Annotated in this window: 14 protein-coding genes; 8 read left to right on the top strand and 6 right to left on the bottom strand. The window is 64.7% G+C overall.

The window, feature by feature from the left end; genetic code table 11:
- From CXK94_RS02220 to CXK94_RS02235, 4 genes are read right to left on the bottom strand one after another with little or no spacing between them, the layout of a single operon-like run.
- Positions 1-1,068: a FliG C-terminal domain-containing protein gene (locus CXK94_RS02220; protein WP_102893120.1), complete on the bottom strand. Its 1,068-nt coding sequence runs from the start codon at positions 1,066-1,068 to the stop codon at positions 1-3.
- Entirely contained in the window at positions 1,040-2,719 is a 1,680-nt protein-coding gene (gene fliF / locus CXK94_RS02225; protein WP_102893121.1) for a flagellar basal-body MS-ring/collar protein FliF, read from the bottom strand. Before fliF ends, CXK94_RS02220 begins: the two co-directional genes overlap by 29 nt.
- A 20-nt stretch (positions 2,720-2,739) precedes the next feature.
- Positions 2,740-3,060, bottom strand: a complete 321-nt coding sequence (gene fliE, locus CXK94_RS02230) for a flagellar hook-basal body complex protein FliE (RefSeq protein WP_102893122.1) — start codon at positions 3,058-3,060, stop codon at positions 2,740-2,742.
- Between the two features lie 20 nt (positions 3,061-3,080).
- Positions 3,081-4,463: a sigma-54 dependent transcriptional regulator gene (locus tag CXK94_RS02235; RefSeq protein ID WP_102893123.1), complete on the bottom strand. Its 1,383-nt coding sequence runs from the start codon at positions 4,461-4,463 to the stop codon at positions 3,081-3,083.
- A gap of 439 nt (positions 4,464-4,902) precedes the next feature.
- Between CXK94_RS02235 and CXK94_RS02240 the strand changes: the two genes are divergently transcribed.
- The 7 genes from CXK94_RS02240 (at position 4,903) to flhA (ending at position 12,132) form a co-directional block, all read left to right on the top strand.
- Positions 4,903-5,742 (top strand): FliM/FliN family flagellar motor C-terminal domain-containing protein, encoded by an 840-nt coding sequence (locus tag CXK94_RS02240; protein WP_102893124.1) that lies wholly within the window; start codon positions 4,903-4,905, stop codon positions 5,740-5,742.
- A complete protein-coding gene (gene fliN / locus CXK94_RS02245) occupies positions 5,739-6,110 on the top strand; it encodes a flagellar motor switch protein FliN (RefSeq protein WP_014595418.1) in 372 nt (123 codons plus the stop codon). The genes CXK94_RS02240 and fliN overlap by 4 nt, the downstream gene beginning before the upstream one ends.
- On the top strand, positions 6,107-6,862 hold the full coding sequence (gene fliP, locus CXK94_RS02250; protein WP_084902914.1) for a flagellar type III secretion system pore protein FliP: 756 nt from the start codon (positions 6,107-6,109) through the stop codon (positions 6,860-6,862). The genes fliN and fliP overlap by 4 nt, the downstream gene beginning before the upstream one ends.
- A gap of 968 nt (positions 6,863-7,830) precedes the next feature.
- Positions 7,831-8,103, top strand: a complete 273-nt coding sequence (locus CXK94_RS02260) for a flagellar biosynthetic protein FliQ (RefSeq protein ID WP_014595416.1) — start codon at positions 7,831-7,833, stop codon at positions 8,101-8,103.
- Positions 8,104-8,124: 21 nt separating this feature from the next.
- The gene (fliR, locus tag CXK94_RS02265; protein WP_102893126.1) at positions 8,125-8,904 is read left to right on the top strand and encodes a flagellar biosynthetic protein FliR; all 780 of its coding nucleotides are present in this window, start codon (positions 8,125-8,127) and stop codon (positions 8,902-8,904) included.
- Positions 8,897-10,039, top strand: coding sequence for a flagellar type III secretion system protein FlhB (gene flhB / locus CXK94_RS02270; RefSeq protein ID WP_102893127.1), 1,143 nt, complete (start codon positions 8,897-8,899; stop codon positions 10,037-10,039). The genes fliR and flhB overlap by 8 nt, the downstream gene beginning before the upstream one ends.
- Positions 10,036-12,132 (top strand): flagellar biosynthesis protein FlhA, encoded by a 2,097-nt coding sequence (flhA, locus tag CXK94_RS02275; RefSeq protein WP_037042947.1) that lies wholly within the window; start codon positions 10,036-10,038, stop codon positions 12,130-12,132. The genes flhB and flhA overlap by 4 nt, the downstream gene beginning before the upstream one ends.
- Positions 12,133-12,153: 21 nt before the next feature.
- On the opposite strand, the gene CXK94_RS02280 is transcribed toward flhA, so the two are convergent.
- Positions 12,154-12,495, bottom strand: coding sequence for a PilZ domain-containing protein (locus tag CXK94_RS02280; protein ID WP_037042945.1), 342 nt, complete (start codon positions 12,493-12,495; stop codon positions 12,154-12,156).
- A gap of 132 nt (positions 12,496-12,627) precedes the next feature.
- A complete protein-coding gene (locus CXK94_RS02285; protein WP_037042943.1) occupies positions 12,628-12,855 on the bottom strand; it encodes a hypothetical protein in 228 nt (75 codons plus the stop codon).
- 187 nt (positions 12,856-13,042) lie between these two features.
- On the opposite strand from CXK94_RS02285, the gene CXK94_RS02290 reads away from it, so the two are divergent.
- Complete coding sequence (locus tag CXK94_RS02290; RefSeq protein ID WP_037042941.1) at positions 13,043-14,452, top strand: iron-containing redox enzyme family protein; 1,410 nt, start codon at positions 13,043-13,045, stop codon at positions 14,450-14,452.
- Positions 14,453-14,462 lie beyond the last annotated feature (10 nt).

Raw genomic sequence — 14,462 nt, forward strand, 5'->3', positions numbered from 1 at the left:
TCACTCCACCGTCTGTTCGCGGAACAGCTGCACCTGCAGCTCGCCATCGGCGGACATCTCGCGCACCACGGCCATGATGTCCTTGCGCACCTGCTCGACGCGGCTCAGCGGCACCGGGCCCTGGCGCCGGTTGATCGACTCCATCTGCTGCGCCTGGCGCTTGGGCATGGCGCCCTGGATCGCCTTGACCAGCTCCGGCTCGGCGCCCTTGAGCGCGACCACCCACTCGTCCAGCGGGATGACTTCCAGCAGCGTCTGCAGCACGTCCTGGTTCTGCCGCGAGAGGATGAAGAAGTCGTACATCTCGTCTTCGATCTTGCTCACCAGCTCCTCGTTATGCGCGCGCAGCAGCTCGAACATCTGGTCGCGGTTGCCCTTGAAGCGGTTCATGATGTCCGCCGCCTGCTTCACCCCGCGCACCTGCGAGCCCTGGGTGCTGAGCACCTTGAGGCTGCGATCGATCAGCTGCTCCAGCTCGGCGATGACGTCGCTGTTGACCTCCGAGAGGTTGGCGATGCGGTAGAGCAGCTCGTCCTGGCGCTCGGCCGGCATGCACTCAAGCACCTCGGTGGCCATGCCCGGCGGCAGGAAGGCGAGGAACACCGCCTGCATCTGCGCGTGCTCCTTGGCGATCAGCGCGGCGAACTGCTTGGGATCGAGCCACTCCATCTTGGCCATCTTGGCGCGGATCTCCTCGCCGTAGATGGAATCGAGCAGCGAGCGGGTGATGTCGCCGCCCAGCGCCTTGGAGAGCATGCCGGCCAGGTAGGAGCGCGAGGCCCCCTTGATGCTGCTCTGCTCCTTGTAGTCGTCGAAGAAGCGGCTGATCACATCGGAAACCATCGGCTGCTTGACGTTGGACAGCCGCGCCATGGCCTGGCTGATGCTGATGATCTCCTCGCGCGAGAAGTTGCGCAGGATGCCGGCGGAAATCTCGTCGCCCATGCTCAGCATGAGGATCGCCGCCTGGTCCAGCGAGCTGACCGAGCGCAGCTGCAACGGGCGTGGCTTGATCTCGCGGGACGATGCCTTGCCGTCTTCAGCCGGCTGGGTTGAGGTCTCTTTCATTGCGCCCTATCCAATGCTTGATGACTTCCGAGACCCGCTCGGGATCGTTCTTGGCGAGCATCTGCAGGTGCTCGATCTGCAGCTCGAGGCCCGAGCCCGGCGCCGGCAGGCGGATCTCCGAAAGCGGGTTGAGCTCACCGAAGATGTGCGGCCCGCCGGGTTCGCGCGGGCTGGCCAGGGCCGGGCGGCTGTCGCCTTCCAGCGCGGCCGGCGCGCTTGGCTCGACCAGACTGCCCTCCAGGCCGTCGCCCTGCGGCAGGGATGCGACGTTGCGCTGGGTCAGGTTGCGGACCGCCGGGCGCACCACGATCAGCAGCAACAGCAGGGCGATCAGCCCGGCCACACCGACCTTGGCCAGCGCATGGACCTGGCTGTTCTCCCACCAGGGCACGACCTGCTCGATCTGCTCGACGGCGGCGAACGGCAGCACGCTGAGGCTCAAGAGATCGCCACGCTCGGACTTGAAGCCGACCGCGCTGCGCACCATGGCCTCCAGTTCGGCGCGCGCCGCGTCGCTCCAGCCGCCTTCCGGCGCCGCCGCGGCATTGAGCACCACCGCCACGCTCTGCTGACGCAGGGCGAAGCCGGCGTGTTTGACGTGTACCACGCTCTGGTCATAGTCGAGCTGGCGGGTCGATTCCTCGCGCAGCGAGGTGGCACCCTTGTTCTCGGTGGTCGCCGGCGGTGGCGCTTCCTCGCCCTCCGGCGCCGGCGGCAGCGGCCGGTTGCTCAGCGAACCGGGCACGCCCAGCGCCAGGCGATCCAGCGCGCTCTCGTTGCGCAGCACCTCGTTGCGCAGGCGCGGCGTGTCGCCGTAGGACTGGAAGGTTTCTTCCTTCTGGCTGAAGTCGATATCCGCCGCCACGCTGATGCGGAAGTTGCCCAGGCCCAGCACCGGCGCCAGTACCTGCTCGATATTGGCCGCGGCCTTCTGCTGGTAATCCTCCACGGCCTGCCAGTTCTGCGCCGGCCCGCCACCGACGTTGAGCCCGCGCGAGAGCAACGCGCCGTACTGGTCGACCACGCCGACATCTTCCGGCTTCAGATTGGGCACGCTGTTGGCGACCAGATTGACGATGGCACCGACCTGGTCGCTGCTCAGCGTGTAGCCGGACTCCAGCTGCAACATCACCGACGCCTTGCTCGGCGCGCGCTTGCTGACCACGAAGGAGCTGTTCTCCTCCTGCGCCAGGTGTACCCGCGCCTGCTGCACGCCCTTGAGCGCCATCACCGTGCGCGCCAGTTCGCCTTCCAGGCTGCGCTTGAGGCGCACGTCCTGAACGAACTGGCTGGTGCCCAGCGGCTCTTCCTTGTCGAACAGCTCGTAGCCGGCTGGCTGCGCGACCTTCACGCCCTTGGCGTTGAGCAGCAGCCGCGCCCGCGCCAGCTGGTCCTCGCGCACCAGGATCTGCCCGCTCTGCGGATGGATGCGGTACTGCAGCGCCTCGCCGTCGAGCACCTGCATCACTTCGGCGGCGGGGAACGATTCACCGGCGCCATGCAGCGGGCGGAACGAACCGTTGTCACGCCACAGGTAGAAGGCCACGGCCACCGCCAGCGCGGCGGCGATCACCGCCATGCCGGCCAGCGTCACGCGCGGATCGAGTTGCAGCCCACCTTCGGGCAACCGGGATTTGAGTTTCTGCAGCACGTCTTAGCTCTCTGGGCCGATCAAAGCGGCATTCGCATGACGTCGTCGAACGCCGTGGTCAGTTTGTTGCGCACCTGCAGCAGCGCCGAGAACGACACGCTGGCCTTCTGGCTGTCGATCATCGCGCCGACCAGATCGTCGCTCTTGCCGCTGTCCACCGCGGCCATCGCCGCGCTGGCCTTGTGCTGCTCGGCGTCTACCGAACGCAGGGCGGCTTCGAACGATCCGCTGATGGCGTTGGCCGCCATGCTCGACGGACGGATCGACTGGCCCTCGGCAACGCTGGCCAGTTGCTGCATGCGGCCCAGCAGATCCTGCTGCACCTGATTGATGGAACTCATGCTCGTGCTTCCCCGATGGTTCAGAAATCCAGTTCGATGCCCTGCTCGCGCATGGCGTTGAGGCGGTAGCGCAAGGCGCGCGAGGTCATGCCCAGGCTGGCGGCAGCCTTGGCCTTGTGGCCGTCGAAGCGGCGGATGGTGTCGATCACGTGCTGGTATTCGGCCCACTTGCCGCTGGCGCGCAGCGCCGCCTTGCCGTTCTCGGCGGCCAGCGCCAGCGGCTTGTCCAACCGGGTTTCCACCTGTGCCGGCGCGGCCAGGCCGAGATCCTGCGGCTGGATGAACAGCCCGTTGCGCAGCACCAGCGCGCGCTGTACGGTGTTCTCCAGTTCGCGGGCGTTGCCCGGCCAGTCGTGCTGCAGCAGCGCGCGGCAGGCGTCCTCGGTGAGCAGCTCGTCGTGGGCTTCCTGCGGCGCGTACTTGCTGATGAAGCGGCGCGCCAGCGGCAAAACGTCTTCCTTGCGCTCGCGCAGCGGGCTGATATGCAGCGGCAGCACGTCGAGGCGGAACATCAGGTCGGCGCGGAAGCGGCCCTCGGCCACCTCCTGCTGCAGGTCGCGGTTGGTCGCGGCGATGATGCGCACGTTCAGCTCGATCTCGCGGCGCCCGCCGAGGCGCTCCACGCGCTGCTCCTGCAGCACGCGCAACAGCTTGGCCTGCAGCCCCAGCGGCAGTTCGCCGATCTCGTCGAGCAGCAGGGTGCCGCCGTTGGCCAACTCGAACTTGCCGGGCTGGGCGCTCACCGCGCCGGTGAAGGCGCCCTTCTCGTGGCCGAAGAGAATGGATTCGAGCATCTGCTCGGGGATCGCCGCGCAGTTCACCGCGACGAAGGGTGCGTCCGGGCTGGCGGAAAAGCGATGGATGTAGCGCGCCATCAGCTCCTTGCCGGTGCCGGTCTCGCCAGTGATCAGGATCGGCGCGCGGGTCAGGGACACGCGCTGGGCCATGGCCAGCAGGCGGCGACCGGCCTGGGAGCAGGAAACGAAGCTTTCCTGGGCGGTCTCGGCACAGACCTGGCGGCGCAGCAACGCACCCAGCTGGGTCTCGCTGAACGGTGACAGCAGGTAGTCGACGCAACCCAGTTCCAGCAGCGTGGCGGCCTTTTCCTGGTCGGCGTACTCGACTACCGGAATCAGGCAGACGCTGCCTGCACGCCGCACAAGACTTTCCACCTGCGCATACAAGGAGCGCGCCGGCAAACTTGCAACCACCACGAAGATCAATGCCAGGCGATCGAGCCGAGCCTTGTCGAGTTCGGCGAAATCATTGAAACGCGCAACTTCGCAACCCTGCCTGCGCAAACCGGCCTGCAGAAATTCGCAGGCTTCGGCCTGGGCACTTCCGATAATGGCGACTTTCTTCGCCGGCAATTCATCGAATAGCTCGTCGCATGCGTAGTTCATTGCCTGACTGACACTTTTCAATGTGACCACCTTGCCCTCCGGGAGGCGCCGCGCTCGTGCGCAACGAATCGGCGGAGATGCGGGAAGATAAAAAATCGATTTAATTTTTCGGAAGTCTTTGCCGTCTTTGCCCACTGACTCGCAATCGAACCAGCACGCTCGCAAAGGTACTTCCCGAACAAGTGCGCGCACGCTATCAGCGCGCCAGCACCGTCGCCCAATCAGTTCTGCTTAATTGAAATCAACCGATGCCAGATGAGCTCAAAAGAGGTCATTTGATATCTCTTGATTTAACCCTCTCACGCGCCCATGCCTAGGATGGCGGCACGCTAGAGCCGTGCCCGGAAAAACACCCGCGCCAGCCAGCCCACTTGTCTGCACCAATGGCCAGCGGCAATCGTCGCCGTGTTCACCGACCTCAGGACATACAGTTCACAACATGACTGGCAATGCAAAAGTCCACCATGGCGTGCCCGCCCAAAGCCTGACTGTATTGAAACCGCAGAAGCTGGGACGGCATCACCACAAGATTCCGCAGTACATCAAGGAAAGTACCAACAAGAATCCGCGACTGATCGGTGATTATTTCCTGCGCAACTACCGCATCAATCTCGAACTGAACCGCATTGATGTTCAGGAAGAGCGCAGCGAAGAGCCGGACTGCATCTATCGCTCGGCCATGGGCAAAGTGGGTTTTTCCATCGACCGTGCATTATTGACCGAGGCACTTGAGTGCTATTACGGCGGCACCGTCATTGCCAGCCAGGATACGCCGCCGATCAGCACCTCGGAACAGCGCATGCGCAATCGGTTGGGCATGGATATCACCGATATATTCGCCCGCTCGATATTGTCCGGCGAGACGTTCGGCAAACTCGACAGTTACCGCAACGACTATGAAGAGACCAGCTGGGAGTATGTGGCCGAGTACGAGTACGTCAGCCATATCACCGGCAGCCGCTCCTCGATCTACATCTATCTGGATACCGAGCTGGTCGATGAACTGACCAGCCGCCTGGCCGGCCCGCCCGCGCCGCGCCAGCCCGGCAACCCCCTCGATCACATCAAGCACCTGCCGGTACGCCTCGATTGCGTGGTGGCCGCGGCACAGATGCCACTGGCCCAGGTGCTCGCGCTGCAGCTCGACGACATCCTCATGCTGCGTCCGCTGGACCGTTACGAAGTGCGCATCAACCAGCAGAAGCTCTTTCGCGGCACCATCTTCGAAGAGGATGGCGCCCTGTTCCTCACTTCACTTGAAAGCGTGAACCCCCAATGAACGGCCATCTTTCCGACAACGAATTCGAGAACCTCATCAACGAAGGCGACCTGAGCCTGGATGCGGTCGACGAGCCGGCTGTACCGGCCCCGGCGGCCGCGCCAGCGCCACGCCAGGACCTGAGCTTCTTCGGCAAGATTCCGGTGAACGTCACCCTGGAAGTCGCCTCCGCGGAAATTTCCCTCAAGGAGCTGATGGAGTGCGACACCAGCAGCGTGATCGTGCTCGACAAGCTGGCCGGCGAACCGCTGGACGTGAAGGTCAACGGCACCCTGTTCGCCAAGGCCGAGGTGGTGGTGATGAACGGCAACTACGGCCTGCGCATCGTCGAACTGTCCGGCACCAGCCTGGACGCCTTCGCCCCATGAACCTGCGTCGCGGCCTGAGCCTGCTCGGCCTGCTGCTGATCGGGCTGATGCCCTTGGCAGCCCAGGCCGCCGGCGGCGAGATCACCCTGTTCAACCTGAACGATACCGAGAACGGCCAGGAGTTCTCGGTAAAGCTGCAGATCCTCATCCTCATGACCCTGCTCGGCTTCCTGCCGGCGATGCTGATGATGATGACCTGCTTTACCCGCTTCATCATCGTGCTGGCCATCCTACGCCAGGCCATCGGCCTGCAGCAGAGCCCGCCGAACCAGGTGCTGATCGGCATCGCGCTGATCGTCACCCTGCTAGTGATGCGCCCGGTCTGGCAGGAAATCCACAGCCAGGCCTACGAGCCGTTCCAGAACGACGAGATCACCCTCGAACAGGCGCTGGACTCGGCCAAGGGCAGCCTGGCCGGTTTCATGCTGGCGCAGACCAACAAGAACTCCCTGGAAACCATGGTGGCGCTGGCCGGCGAACAGCTGCCGGAGGACCTCGACGAGCTGGATTTCTCGCTGCTGCTGCCGGCGTTCGTGCTGAGCGAGCTGAAGACCGCGTTCCAGCTGGGCTTCATGATCTTCGTGCCGTTTCTGGTGATCGACCTGGTGGTGGCCAGCGTGCTGATGGCGATGGGCATGATGATGCTCTCGCCGATGATGATTTCGTTGCCGTTCAAGCTGATGGTGTTTGTGCTGGTCGATGGCTGGGCGCTGTTGATGGGGACGTTGACCACCAGTATTCAGCCGTTTTAGGTGATGGGGATGAAGGCGTTGGCCGTGCGGTGGGGCTTGGAGAATGGGGAGGCTGGCCACCTTTGCCGCGAAGTGTTTGGGCTTGGGGCTCTCCGAGTACAACCCATTGGCGCAGTTGGCCGACGCATTGGTTTCGCCCTGCTGGGCGAGTTCCTTTTGGCAGTCGCCCGGATGGCCGGCCCCCCAAAAGAAACCAAAAAGTCTTGCCCCTCCATCCGGGTCTCGCTTCGCGAGACTTCCCTCATTCCATCCCCGCTCCGGGGGCCGGCGTACAAGGGCCATCCATGGCCCTTTATCGCGGGGACGCTCAGTCCTCGCGCGGCATCCATGCCGCTCGCCCCTCTGCGCAGCGATTCCATTCGGCCTTCTGAAAGGGGCGTTCGGCGTCGTCTGGCAGGCCCTGCAATGGAAAAGCGGGAAACGGCGTCGAGCCAAGGTCAATTGACCAATGGCCGTGGAGAATTCGTAGGGTGGAAAACTGCGAAGCATTTTCCACCGCAATCGACGCAGCGATTGGTCTCGAACGTTGCGCGCAAAAATCGGTGGGTAAGCTTCGCGTTACCCACCCTACGTTCCGAAAGGCCTGCGCGTAGTTACCAGCGAAACGCTTTGGATCTATCGCTGCTTGAAAAACTCCAGGCAACTCGGTCCGGATTCCCCTTCAGGAGGCCGAGCACAGGCGTTGCGCAGGGGGGCTCGAGGCATGGATGCCGAGAGAGGAGCGATGGGACATGGATGTCCCTTCGCGACGACCCCCGGAGCAATGCCGGAGCGAGGGGAGTTTTGCGAAGCAAAACCCGGATGCAGGGGTGGCCTTCTTTTTGGTTACTTTTTCTTGGCCACACAAGAAAAAGTGACGCGCCGTGCAAGGCGCAACCTGTAGGTGGCGCCGAGGAAAGCGTCACGCCCCCATATCTGCGGCCGAGCCAAAACGGCTCTTACAAAACGCCCCGCGTGATGGTGCCCCAATGCTAACCCCCGACACCGCCGTCCATATCGTCTCCAACGCCATTCACGTGATCGTCCTGGTGGTCTGCGTGCTGATCGTCCCGAGCCTGCTCGGCGGCCTCTTGATCAGCATTTTCCAGGCCGCCACCCAGATCAACGAACAGATGCTGAGCTTCCTCCCGCGCCTGCTGATCACCCTCGGCATGCTGGTGTTCGCCGGGCACTGGATCCTGCGCACGCTGAGCGATCTGTTCATCGAAACCTTCCAGCAGGCCGGTCGCCTGGTCGGCTGAATCATGCCCAACGATCCCCTGATGCACGCCGGCCACTACCTGCAATCGCTGCTCGCCTACTGGTGGCCGTTCTGCCGGATCATGGCCGTGTTCAGCCTGGCGCCGATGTTCAACCACAAGGCGATCAGCGTGCGTGTGCGAATCCTCCTAGCGCTGGCGCTGACCCTGGTGCTGGGTGCCGCCTTGCCGACGCCACCCATTCTCGATCCGCTGTCGCTGGCCGGCATCCTCGCGGCCATCGAGCAGATCGCCATGGGCCTGTTGCTGGGCCTGGCGCTGCTCCTGGTATTCACCGTGTTCACCCTGATCGGCGACGTGGTCTCGACCCAGCTCGGGCTGTCCATGGCGGTGTTCAACGACCCCATGAACGGCGTGTCCTCGGCCTCGATCATCTACCAGCTGTATTTCATCCTGCTGGCGTTGCTGTACTTCGCCATCGACGGCCATCTGGTCACGGTGAGTATCATCTACCAGAGCTTCGTCTACTGGCCGATCGGCAGCGGGCTGTTCTACGACGGCCTGCAGACCATCGCCTGGTCGATGGCCTGGGTGCTCTCGGCAGCCTTGCTGATCGCCCTGCCGATCGTCTTCTGCATGACCCTGGTGCAGTTCTGCTTCGGCCTGCTCAACCGCATCTCGCCGGCGATGAACCTGTTCTCGCTCGGTTTTCCCATGGCGATCCTGGCCGGGCTGTCGCTGATCTACCTGACCCTGCCGAACCTGGCCGAGGCCTACCTGCACCTGACCCGCGATCTGCTGGACAAGATCGGCATCCTGCTCAGGAGCGGCGGCCATGTCTGAGCAGAACAGCAGCCAGGAAAAGACCGAAGAGGCCTCCGAGCAGAAACTCAGGAAGAGTCGCCAGGACGGCCAGGTCACCCGCTCCAAGGACGTCGCCACCACGGTGTCGCTGCTCGCCACGCTGCTGGTGTTGAAGTTCAGCATCGGCTTCTTCTTCGATGGCATGCAGCAAGCGTTCAGCTATTCGTACATCGATTTCCGTCAAAGCGAGATCGGCGTCGACGACCTGCAGCTGATCCTCACCCATAACCTGCTGGTGTTCATCGGCGTGCTGCTGCCGCTGCTGTTGACGCCGATCCTGGTGATCGCCTTCGCCCTGGTGCCGGGCGGCTGGGTGTTCGCCTCGAAGAACTTCGCGCCGAAGTTCAGCAAGCTCAACCCCATCAGCGGGCTGGGACGGATGGTCGGCGCGCAGAACTGGAGCGAGCTGGCCAAGTCGCTGCTGAAGATCTCCGCGCTGCTCGGCATCGCCGCCTGGCAGCTGTATTACGCCGCACCACGCCTGATCACGCTGCAGCGCACCGACATCTTCAGCGCCATCGGCGGTGCCTTCTCGCTGACCTTCGACCTGGCGCTCTCACTGCTGCTGGTGTTCGTGCTGTTCTCCTTCATCGACATCCCGCTGCAGCGCTTCTTCTTCCTGAAGAAAATGCGCATGACCAAGCAGGAGCGCAAGGAAGAGCACAAGAACCAGGAAGGCCGCCCCGAGGTGAAGGCGCGCATCAAGCAGCTGCAACGTGCGCTGGCGCAGCGGCAGATCGCCAAGGTGATCAAGGATGCCGACGTGGTGATCGTCAACCCGACCCACTATGCCGTGGCGCTCAAGTACGACCCGAAGAAGGCCGAGACGCCCTTCGTCATCGCCCGCGGCGTCGACGAGATGGCGTTGTACATCCGCAAGATGGCCCAGGCCAACGCGCGTGAGGTGGTCGAGCTGCCGCCACTGGCGCGGGCGATCTACTACAGCACCCAGGTCAACCAGCAGATCCCGGCACCGCTGTATACCGCGGTGGCCCACGTGCTGACCTACATCCTCCAGCTCAAGGCCTGGAGACAGGGCCGTCGCCAGGGCAAGCCGGCGCTGGCCAGCAACCTCCACATCCCCGAAGAACTGTTCAACCGAGCACGCTCATGAGCCTGATGCAGAAACTCACGCCCACCTTCAGCAGCGGCCGGATCGGCATTCCGGTGCTGATCCTGTCGATCCTGGCGATGATCATCCTGCCGCTGCCACCGCAGCTGCTGGACATCCTGTTCACCTTCAACATCGCCATGGCGGTGCTGGTGCTGCTGGTCAGCGTGTCGTCGAAGAGCCCCCTGGATTTCTCGCTGTTCCCCACGGTGATCCTGGTCACCACGCTGATGCGCCTGACCCTCAACGTCGCCTCGACGCGGGTGGTGCTGCTCGAGGGCCACAGCGGCACCGGCGCGGCGGGCAAGGTGATCGAGGCCTTCGGCGAGGTGGTGATCGGCGGCAACTTCATCGTCGGCCTGGTGGTGTTCGTGATCCTGATGATCATCAACTTCATCGTCATCACCAAAGGCGGCGAGCGCATCTCCGAGGTCACCGCGCGCTTCACCCTCGACGCCCTGCCGGGCAAGCAGATGGCCATCGATGCCGACCTCAACACCGGCCTCGTCACCCAGGAAGAAGCCAAGGCGCGGCGCCAGGAAGTGGCCAAGGAAGCGGACTTCTACGGGGCCATGGATGGCGCCTCGAAGTTCGTCCGCGGCGACGCCATCGCCGGCATCCTGATCCTCCTGATCAACCTGTTCGGCGGTTTCGCCATCGGCGTGTTCGTCCATGACCTGGGCGCCGGCGATGCCTTCAAGCAGTACGCCCTGCTCACCATCGGTGACGGCCTGGTGGCGCAGATTCCGGCGCTGCTGCTGTCCACCGCGGCGGCGATCATCGTCACCCGCATCAACGAATCCAGCGATATCACCAGCCAGGTGCAGCGCCAGCTGCTGGCCAATCCGGCTTCGCTGTACACCGTGGCCGGCATCCTCTTCGTGCTCGGCCTGGTGCCGGGCATGCCGCACTTGGCCTTCATCGGCTTCGCCGCACTGATCGGCTTCATCGGCTGGCGCGTCTCGCTGCAGCAGCCACCGGCCGAGGGTGCCGATCTCAAGGAGATCCAGCAGCTCGGCCAGGCGATGGACAAGGAAAAGGCCCAGTCGCTGGCCTGGGAAGACATTCCGCTGGTCGAGCGGCTGTCGGTGTCGCTCGGCTACAAGCTGGTCGGGCTGGTCAACGAGGCGTCCGGTGCGCCGCTGCCGGCGCGGGTGCGCGGCGTGCGCCAGACGCTGTCCGAGCACCTCGGCTTTCTGCTGCCGGAAGTGCAGATCCGCGACAGCCTGCGGCTCAAGGCCTCGCAGTACGACATCTACATCAACGGCGAAAAGATCGATGGCGCCGAGCTGCACGCCGACCGCCTGATGGCGATCCCGTCGCCGGAGCTGTACGGCGAGATCGACGGCATCCTCGGCACCGACCCGGCCTATCGCATGCAGGTGGTGTGGATTCAGCCGGGCGACAAGTCCCGCGCGCTGAACCTCGGCTATCAGGTGATCGATTGCGCCAGCGTCATCGCCACCCACCTGAACAAGGTGATCCGCGAGCACCTGCCGGACCTGTTCAAGCACGACGACGTCGAGCACCTGATGCAGCGCCTGACCGTGCAGGCGCCGAAACTCGCCGAGAGCCTGAAGAGCGCCCTGAGCTACACCCAGCAGATGCGTGTGTACCGCCAGCTGCTGCAGGAAGAGGTGCCGCTGCGCGACATCGAGACCATCGCCAGCACCCTGCTCGAATGCAGCGAGACCACCAAGGACCCGGTGCTGCTGGCCGCCGACGTGCGCTTCGCATTGCGCCGCAGCATCGTTTCGATGGTCGCTGGCGACCGCCGTGAGCTGGGCGTGTTCGTGCTGGAGAACGCGTTGGAGAACACCTTGCTCAATGCCCTGGCCATCGCCCAGCAGGCCGGGCCGGTAAGCCTGGACAACATCCCGGTGGAGCCCAGCCTGCTCAATCAGCTGCAGAACAGCATGCCGGTGGTGAAAGAAAAGCTGCGCAAGGATGGCCATCCGCCGATCCTCACCGTAATGCCGCAGCTGCGCCCGCTTTTGGCGCGCTATGCACGGGTGTTCAGCCCGGGACTCCACGTGCTGTCGCAGAACGAGATTCCCGACCGCGTCGGCGTGAATATCCTCGGCAGCCTCGGCTGAGCGCCCGCCAGGATCTGGGCTTCAGTACGGCCGCCGGCGCCGCGGCATCTGGCCGGCCACCATCGCGGTGAACGCCTCCGACGGCCGGTCCAGGGCGAAGCCCATCTCGAAGCTGTTCCGCCGCGAATCCTTGCGCGCCCACTGGCAGATCACCACCACCTCGATCTGCCGCACCCGTTCGCCGTGCTCCGGCACGTGCAACACCATCTCGTAGCAGCCGCCGATCGCCAGCGGCTGGCTGGCGACCAGCCGCAAGCCGCCCAGGGACAGGTCGGCGACATAGCCCATGGGCTCGCCGTTGAGGCGGTTGCTGACCTGGATGCTGCTGATATGACGGAAACTGAGGCGGCTGTGTTGGCGCATATCCATGGCTCGGGCAGGGGAATCATCGCCGCGGCGGCTGGCGGTGTCTCAAGCCAACAGGCGACCGAAGCCAGCGGACACTTAAGTGTCGGCCCCCGGCGCCACGTGCGATTGTGATCGCCGTCACCTGCCTCACGGCGACGATGGCGTCCGCTCGTGCGGTTCCTCGTGCAGCGCCTCCTCGTCGCTGACCTCCTCGGCCATACCCGGTGGCACGTTGTAGGCGCCGCCGGGCACGTCGGCCTCGTCGCCGCCGGACACCTCGCCATGGGTCGAGGTGGTTTCCGGGTCCTGCTCGTGGGCATCGCCGCTCGGGTCGATCGACTCGATGCTCTCGCGGCCCTGTTCGCTCTGGCTCATCACCACGCCTCCTCGCGCTGCGCTGGCCCCGGACGATCCGAGGCCCCTTGGCTTTAGGGAGGTCCCGACGCGGGGAAGTTGCACGGTCACGGCCCCCTTGCGGACCAATGGCCGCTCGGCGGCGCGGCTGAACTATTCCCGGCGCGACGCGGCCCAAATGCCACGAAAACCGACACAGAGCGGAACCATGCAACTCACCACTCGAAGCCTGCCGAGCATGCCAGCCAGCGTCCCGCAGATGGCGACGCAACCGTCGCGGGAGCTGTATTTCGCCCTCTTCCGCGATGTCGACGACGAGGCCCGCATGGCTGCCGCGGATTACCTGCGTAGCCAGCTCGAAGCCGCCGCCGCGCTGCCCTGCGACCTGCCGCAAGACCCACGCGACCTGCAGTCGTGGCTCGAACAGCGCACCGCCAGGGTCGGCCGGCAGTACCAGGCCTATCTGCAGCAGCGGCGGGCCGGCGCGCCGCGCCGCTACTTCTCCGGCAAGGCCCACGCGCTGCATTTCCTGCGCGGCGTAGCGCCGACCAAGCTGGTCGACGGCGCCTGGCTCTACGGCCTGCTGCAGCGCTGGGACGACCCGCGCTTCACCCTGCTGATCCAGACCTACCTGGAGGAACTCGGCGAAGGCCGCCCGGAAAAGAACCACGTGGTGCTCTACCGCAAGCTGCTGGCCAGCCAGGGCTGCGACGACTGGCAGCAGCTGGACGACGAGCACTTCGTCCAGGGCGCGATCCAACTGGCGCTGGCCGAGCATGCCGAACGCTTCCTGCCGGAGATCATCGGCTTCAACCTCGGCTACGAGCAGTTGCCGCTGCACCTGCCGATCACCGCCTACGAACTGACCGAACTGGGCATCGATCCCTACTACTTCACCCTGCACGTCACTGTCGACAACGCCGACAGCGGCCATGCGAAGAAGGCCGTGCAGAGCCTGCTGGACGCCTGGCCGCAGGTCGCCGACGGCGCCGAGTTCTACCGGCGGGTGCGCGCCGGCTATCGCCTCAACGAACTGGGCGCCAGCACCGTCTCGGTGATCGGCGACTTCGATCTGCAGCGCGAGGTGCTGCGCATCTTCGAGAAGAAGGCTGGCGTCGGCCAGTTCGTCCATTCCGACTACTGCCGCTTCGAGGGCCGCACGGTCAACCAGTGGCTGGCCGAGCCGGAACGCGTCGCGTCGTTCCTCGCCGTGCTGGAGCAGCGCGGCTGGATCAGGCATGGCCAGGACCCGCGGGAAAGCCGTTTCTGGCAGCTGATCGTCGGCGAACAGGCGCCCATGTTCGGGGTTTTCAGTGCGCACGAGCAGCAACTGATCCATGACTGGATCGCCGCCGACTGGCAGCCCGAGGGCAGGCGCAGCCCGCGCGGCATGCCGTTCGCCACGCAGCACCAGCAACAGCGGACGCAACCGTCGTCCGGCGAGCACGCCGCCGGCAACGATTTCGACGCCGAGCTGCAGCTGCTCGAACGCCAGCTGGCGCGGCAGCCGACCCGCGAAGCACGCATGCGCCTGCTGCTGCCGCTGCTCGCGCCCCAGCGCCACCACAGCGCCGCCGGCCTGCTGGCCACACGGCGATTCAGCCAACTGTTCAACTGAAAGGCAAACG

The sequence above is a fragment of the Stutzerimonas stutzeri genome (genome assembly GCF_002890915.1).
GTDB lineage: Bacteria > Pseudomonadota > Gammaproteobacteria > Pseudomonadales > Pseudomonadaceae > Stutzerimonas > Stutzerimonas stutzeri_AF.

What these genes read in the sequence shown, in the direction of transcription:
- CXK94_RS02220 (WP_102893120.1), bottom strand. Translation starts at nt 1,068, where the DNA reads ATGAAAGAGACCTCAACCCAGCCGGCTGAAGACGGCAAGGCATCGTCC.
- CXK94_RS02290 (WP_037042941.1), top strand. Translation starts at nt 13,043, where the DNA reads ATGCAACTCACCACTCGAAGCCTGCCGAGCATGCCAGCCAGCGTCCCG.
- fliE (WP_102893122.1), bottom strand. Translation starts at nt 3,060, where the DNA reads ATGAGTTCCATCAATCAGGTGCAGCAGGATCTGCTGGGCCGCATGCAG.
- CXK94_RS02260 (WP_014595416.1), top strand. Translation starts at nt 7,831, where the DNA reads ATGCTAACCCCCGACACCGCCGTCCATATCGTCTCCAACGCCATTCAC.
- fliN (WP_014595418.1), top strand. Translation starts at nt 5,739, where the DNA reads ATGAACGGCCATCTTTCCGACAACGAATTCGAGAACCTCATCAACGAA.
- CXK94_RS02285 (WP_037042943.1), bottom strand. Translation starts at nt 12,855, where the DNA reads ATGAGCCAGAGCGAACAGGGCCGCGAGAGCATCGAGTCGATCGACCCG.
- fliP (WP_084902914.1), top strand. Translation starts at nt 6,107, where the DNA reads ATGAACCTGCGTCGCGGCCTGAGCCTGCTCGGCCTGCTGCTGATCGGG.
- fliR (WP_102893126.1), top strand. Translation starts at nt 8,125, where the DNA reads ATGCACGCCGGCCACTACCTGCAATCGCTGCTCGCCTACTGGTGGCCG.
- CXK94_RS02235 (WP_102893123.1), bottom strand. Translation starts at nt 4,463, where the DNA reads ATGAACTACGCATGCGACGAGCTATTCGATGAATTGCCGGCGAAGAAA.
- CXK94_RS02280 (WP_037042945.1), bottom strand. Translation starts at nt 12,495, where the DNA reads ATGCGCCAACACAGCCGCCTCAGTTTCCGTCATATCAGCAGCATCCAG.
- flhB (WP_102893127.1), top strand. Translation starts at nt 8,897, where the DNA reads ATGTCTGAGCAGAACAGCAGCCAGGAAAAGACCGAAGAGGCCTCCGAG.
- flhA (WP_037042947.1), top strand. Translation starts at nt 10,036, where the DNA reads ATGAGCCTGATGCAGAAACTCACGCCCACCTTCAGCAGCGGCCGGATC.
- CXK94_RS02240 (WP_102893124.1), top strand. Translation starts at nt 4,903, where the DNA reads ATGACTGGCAATGCAAAAGTCCACCATGGCGTGCCCGCCCAAAGCCTG.